Annotated in this window: 4 protein-coding genes; all 4 read right to left on the bottom strand. The window is 38.9% G+C overall.

Translation table 11 applies throughout. The features are described from left to right. On the bottom strand, nt 1–1,610 hold a 1,610-nt coding region (locus WFK35_RS06080), incomplete at its 3' end, for a hypothetical protein (protein WP_336731860.1). A gap of 78 nt (nt 1,611–1,688) precedes the next feature. Further along, nucleotides 1,689–3,263, bottom strand: a complete 1,575-nt coding sequence (locus WFK35_RS06075; protein ID WP_336731859.1) for a T9SS type A sorting domain-containing protein — start codon at nt 3,261–3,263, stop codon at nt 1,689–1,691. An 86-nt stretch (nt 3,264–3,349) separates the two neighbouring features. Then, on the bottom strand, nt 3,350–5,050 hold the full coding sequence (locus WFK35_RS06070) for a family 16 glycosylhydrolase (protein ID WP_336731858.1): 1,701 nt from the start codon (nt 5,048–5,050) through the stop codon (nt 3,350–3,352). 485 nt (nt 5,051–5,535) lie between these two features. Then, the gene (locus WFK35_RS06065; RefSeq protein ID WP_336731857.1) at nt 5,536–6,432 is read right to left on the bottom strand and encodes a glycoside hydrolase family 17 protein; all 897 of its coding nucleotides are present in this window, start codon (nt 6,430–6,432) and stop codon (nt 5,536–5,538) included. Nucleotides 6,433–6,511 lie beyond the last annotated feature (79 nt).

The following is a 6,511-nucleotide window of genomic DNA, read 5'->3' as shown; positions in this document are numbered from 1 at the left end:
TTGTCTGAAGCAGGAAAAAATTTATTGTTCCGGTTATTAAAATCATACTGTTCTGCAGTTGTGAATATTTTGATCTTCTGATGGATTCTGTAAATATTAGGAAGATTTCCTTTAAAATTATTGTCCGGAAAAATCTGACGGTTAACCGGATTAAAATTATCATCTACAGTCGTCCTCAGAATACCGTAATTAGGAATGTTGATCCAGATTGTATGGTCGTTTTCCACTTCGATCTGGCTTACCGCTCCTACGATTAAATTCATCTTTTTAATGAATTTCAACGTATTATTTTCTTTTTTATAAACAAAAACTCCGGAATAATTCCCTGTTAAAACATAGTCTTTTCTGAAAGGAGTAATTGCAGAAACACCATATTCGTTATTAATCTTTTTCAGACTATTTTTATCCAGTACGAAAAGACCTTTGTCGTGACCGCAGTATAGATTTCCGTCAATATTTTTAAGCGTCCAAACCTGTCCTTCCGATCCTTCAATCATCTGTAAAAAAGTACCGGAACGCGGATTTCCCATTTCATTCCAGTCTGTAAAATACAATCCCTGATTAGAACCTAAAAAGAAAGTATCGTCTTTAAAAGCTGCTGTGTAACCCGTCCCGAAATCATCATCCTGACTGTAGAAATACGTAATATCATTTTTAATATCTACCGAAGAAATTCCATAATCCAGACCTAACCAAAGTTTTCCGTTTTTCTGGTAATGCATACACAAAACCGTATTATTCGGCAGCCCTTTGCTTTTGTTGATGTGCTGAATGATTTTACCATTCAGATCCGTGATGTAAATTCCGTCGAGTATGGTTCCGAAAGCATAATACTGAGTTCCCAGATTGATAAAACTGAAAACTTTACCTTTGATCATAGAAGGAGAAACTTCAAATGACAGCGGGGTAAGTTTGCCATTATTCCATTCGAAAATCCCTTTGTTTTTAGTTACGATCCGTAAAGCATTGCCGTTGATAAATACACCGCTGATGTCTAACGGATTATTATCTGTAAAAGGAAAAATAAGCTTTAACTGTGAGCCGTCATACTCAAAAAGTCCTTTTTTTTCATCGGCAAGAAACAATCTTCCGTTGACGAAGAAACTATTGGAAAATCTGGACTGTGCAGAAATTTTGGTAAGCTTTTTATACGAAGAAATATAAATGTTTTGATGAGAGACAAAAACCATCTGATTTTTAATCTGATACGTTCCCCAAAACTCTTCATTTACTCCTCCTATTTTCTTTTTGAAAGGATACAGCGAAGTAAAAGTGAATTTTCTGAATTTATTTCTTTTCCAGATCCCAAAATCCATATCCGCACCGGCGTAAATGGTAGAATCATTGGCAATATACAATGATCTTGTATATCCTCGGTAACTCTTGAAATGGCTCCATATTTTACCGTCAAACTCCAGAAGTCCGTCTTCGGAAGCCATATAGATCATGCCGTTTTTTGCCGACTTAACATCCCATATTTTACCGTGATTCCCATAATTTTCGGGCAGATAATTCTGAACAAAAGGCATCCCTTTTTCCAAAATGCTCTGCGCATTGAAAAAAAGACTCAGGAACAATAAAAAGTAAGCGAAAAAATATTTTAGCATCATTCCAAATATAGATAAAATTTAAGAAAAAAAACGCCCGTTTGTGCTAACGGACGTCTAATTATTTAATTATGGTTTTAATTATTTCACAATAACTTTAGAAGACTGAACTTCCCCTTTATCTGTCGTGGTTTTCAAAATATACATTCCTTTAGCAAATCCTTGTGTGGATATGGTATTTGAGTTCTCACTCTTTACTTTTTGTCCCGATAAAGTATACACTTCGATGGTTTTCACTTTACTTTCTGCCGTAATTGTTTCACCGACATTCGCAGGATTAGGATAAACTCTCAAGCTTTTGGAAATGGCAACTTCATTGGTTCCCAACACTGTAGCTTTATGAAAATAGAGATTATCAAAATAAACCGTTCCGATATTGGAAGTAATCACAAACTGGGCGATATCATTTCTTGCAGCATTATTCGTCCAGCTGCTTAACGGCACATCTATGGAAAGCCATTGTCCTTTTACCAAAGCAGGTGTACTTCCTGCATTCAACGGAAGCTCCAGAGCAGAAACCTCACCGGAAGTTCCTCCCCACTGCGAAAGTTTCAGGTTAAAAACTTTTCCTACCAGATCCACACTGTTATCGATCCAGATATCCATATGGAAATGGGTGAAATTAGTTGCATTGATATGATGTCCGGCTCCGCTGAAATCCACTCCTAAGAAATTAGTAAAAATAATTTTTTTAGTATCGTTTCCTGCTACCTGAATATCTGAAATACTGGAATCATCCCAAACCGCAGACCACGCATCAATCGGAATATTCGTGTACGCATTGCTGAACATGGAAATTACGTCTGTCGCTGCCCGCGCAGGAGGAGTCGGAGCCGCTACATTAGGTCCTGAAACCACATAATTTACCGTGTATGTTTTGGTTACCAATCCGTTCTGTGAAGTTACCAGAACGGTCGCCGTACCCGGAATTGCCGATGCCTGGGTAATGACTTTTGTTGCGCTTGCATTGGTGGTTGTAGCAGCAGTAATTTGCGGAACCGCCGTTGTACCCTGCGGATATTCCAAAGTGTAAGAAACAATGGCAGAGCTGAAGCCTGTAACAGTGGTTCCGTTTACTTTCAGATCGCTTAATGTGGCATCTGCCGCCGGATTTACCGGATTTTTCCAGAAGTAGATATTGTCCAGATAGATGGTTGAAGGATTTGCTCCGGACTGCCCGTCAAATTTCAGCTGAAAAACGGAATTCCACGTCATTCCCGTGAATGCAGATTTTGGAAGATCCACGCTGCTCCATCCTGCATTGGTAAGAGGAACATTAACTAAAAATTCACTGGCTCCTGTTCCGTTGTTAATAGGTGAAACTTTAAGCACGGCTCCTGCGGTATTTGTCCATACATCAATGTGAAGATATTCCATCGCCGCAGCATTCTGTGTGGTAAGATCTGTTCCCTGATAATTAAAATTAGAATACACCAGAATATTGTTTCCGGAGCCCGAAACCGCCTGAAAAGAAGTGTTCACACTTCCGGACTGTCCCCAGTTCGGATTATAGTTCGTAGCAACGTTTGTATAGGCATCACTGAATATGGAAATCACATCCGCGGCGGCTTTTGTAGGTGTCGGTGCATTAGTTGTTGGCTGAGAAAAGCCAAAACTAAATGCCAAAAGCATTAGAAAAAGAGATAAATTTTTCATCTTTATAAAGTTTTAAAAATTAGTATTATTGTTGATCTTTAATTTTCAGAAATGATGTTCTTAAAAATCGCGAATCGTTTTTTGTCTTATTTTTTTACGATTTTATATGTATTGGCTCTTTTGGAATTTTCAATTCTGATTAAATAAGTACCTGCTGTACAGGAACTAAAATCTAAATCCAAAGTCGTTCCCACATTTTTTTCAAAAAGTTTCTTCCCTGAAAAATCATAAAGTGTAACCGTATTTTTGTTTTCAGGTAATTTCAGATTCAGGCTATTTTCAACCGGATTGGGATAAAGCAGTTCTTTGGCTTTAAAAAAATCTGTAACACCCAGAGAAATACACGCATCACCAACTACGTAAGAATAATATTTGGTCACCGACATTCCTCCTGCGTAGGCAAACTTCACCGCATAATTAATTGTAGAACCCGCGGTTTGTCCTGTAATGGTACCCGAAAATTTCTTTCCGGAAACATTGGTCATCGGGGTTTCTGTAAAAGGGGTTTGTTTCCATAAATAAGCTACAACACCTGTTTTATCGGTATCTAAAAGTTCAAATGTAATTTTCACATCGGTTCCAGTGGTTTGGAAGTCGTATTTGTATCCGGTAGAAAACGCGCCCTGCGAAGCTAAAGTAGAGGTTCCGCTGCAAGCGGTATTGATATTGGAAAGAGTGGTTGCATTTACCGTGATGGGATTATTGGCAGCGGTATTTCCCGAAGCATCGCTCGCTGAAACTGTAAATGTATAGCTTGTTGTTGGACTCAAACCTGAAATTATCACAGATTTCGGTATTCCTGATGTACCGTAAACCGTTTGTGCAGCTCCACCCGAAATCTGATAGGTAATCGCTCCAAAATTATCGGTTGTATTCAGTAATAATTCTACGGAATCGCTGGTTACTGCTCCAACAGTTGCCGTAAATTGAGTGGGCGCAACATTATCCGGAGTGATATTCTGATATAATCTCACATAATCAATAATCATCGAAGCATTGGTAAATGTGGAAGGAATATTTCCTGCAACACCGCCCATTGCAATATTAAGCAGCAGATACTGCTCTTTATCAAAAGGCCAGGTTGATGAATTTTTTACGGAAGGATTATAGGTATAATACGCTACTCCATCTAACAAAAATGTTATTTGATTCGGCGACCAGTTCATCGAATAAATATGATAATTGGCGGTAATATCTGATGAAGCCAACATTCCGCCATGGTTGACAGAATTTCCTGACGAAGACGGCGTATGCAAAGTACTTTGAATAAAATTTTCAGGAGCAGAAGGGAAAATTCCGTATTCCATCATATCGATTTCTCCGCAAGCCGGCCAATTGGTATTTCCGAAAGTAGAAGCGAAATAACCACCAGGTTCATTCACATTTTTTCCTAAAAGCCAGATTGCAGGCCATGTTCCTTGATTTTTCGGAACTTTTGCCCGAACGTCTATTCTGCCGTATTTAAAGGCAAATTTTGAATTTAATCTTGCCGAAGTGTAATTTTTGGTATACCCCTGATCTGTAAAGGTTTCTTTTTTAGCAACAATATTCAGTTCGCCGTTGCTGGCGAAAGAATTGGTGATGAGATTGGTGTAATGTTGTTGCTCATTATTATACCAACCTCCTGCCACTGGTAATTGGGTCTGATGAAACCATTTGGTATTGTCAACCGCTCCGTTGGTGGAAAATTCGTCGGACCACACCAGATCATTGTACACCACATCGACCTGCGCCAAATAGAGTGTGCTGAAAAGGAATAAAACGATATGGTGTAATTTTTTGATCATAATATTTTTTTTATTCCCGCAGATCTTCGCAGATTTTATACGCAGATTTTCGCAGATATTTTTGTTTTATAATGATGTCGCCACTTTGTGGCTTTCTTTTCGATTTTATTCGTATTTCATAGGGCTTCACCCTATGCTTTTGATGTCGCCCTTTCAGGGCTTTTTTTAACTTTTTTATTTTTAAAATGACTTTAAAAGATTGAACTCCTACGGAGTTCTGATTTTGCATCATTCTTTTTTGCTACACAGATAGTACTCCTACGGAGTGTTTTCTTTTTTTGTTCTTAACCTTGTCAGGGTTTGAAACCCTGACAAGGTTTTTGCGTTGAATCTCTCGCAGCCCGACTTGAGTGGAGCTCTTTTTGTGAGGAGGAACGACGAGCAAAAAAGCGGGAACGGAAGGCGGATTAAGCTGCCCAAAAAAATTTCCCTCTTCCAGCATACATCACCCAACATCCAACTTCCGACTTCCATCTTCCCTCTCCTTAATACTTCAACTTTTCGTGCTTATCCCAGATTCCCCAATGTGCGCCGACTTCGCCTTCGGGACCTATTTTCCAGGATTCATCGAAAGAGGAAAAGTAGAAACAGTCGATTTCCTCGTCCATACACCACAATTGGGTACTGATGAAATAATCCAGTGCATTTTTTTCTGATGGAAAAGCACCTTTTAGTTCTTCTCCTTTGCTTGGCCACCCTGTTTCGGAGATGATGACTGGTTTTCCATTGGCTGCCTGTTTTGCCTGCTCATACATTTGCTTCATATAATTGAGCGAGTTTTCGGCGGGACAACTTTCCCAAAACGGATAACAGTTTGCCAAAATAACATCGCAAGCTTCGGTAATTCTTGGTTTTATCGTGAATTCATAATAAGCATCTACGTAACCTACCGGAATTTCGGGGATTTCTTTTTTTACACGATTAATAAAATCCAGCAACTCGTCTTCGGACAAATCTTTGCGGTACATTACCTCATTTCCGACTGCTGCAATATCTACAAAACCTTCTTTTGCTAATTTTATTAGACCTTCAATTTCTCTTTCGTTGATTTCGGGATCGTTTCCGAGCCACGCTCCGACCAAGGTTTTCATTCCAAATTCTTTGGCAATTTTCGGGATGTGTTCGTTGCCTTCGATGCAAGAAAACGAGCGCACCCAAGAAGTGTGCGGTTTCAGGATTTCCATTCTTCGGCGAACCTGTTCTTCGGAAATGATGTCACCTGGTTTTTGTCCGTCTTCATACAAACTGAAACAAAAACCGTGAACGCCGTTGTACAGAATTTCTCTGAACAAATCTCTTTTTTCGGTTTCGGTTTTTCCTTTGATGTAATTATCCTGATTTTGCTTGGGTAAGGATAAATACTGCTCTGCTCTGTATGACATGTTCTTAGATTATAGTTATGATAAATGATGATTGATGATTCATAAAAGATGATTGATAGATGATGATTTAGTCTAATAT

It is taken from the genome of Chryseobacterium sp. VD8, from assembly GCF_037149975.1.
Taxonomy (GTDB): Bacteria; Bacteroidota; Bacteroidia; order Flavobacteriales; family Weeksellaceae; genus Chryseobacterium; species Chryseobacterium indicum.
This window is presented reverse-complemented; position numbering and strand designations above follow the sequence as displayed.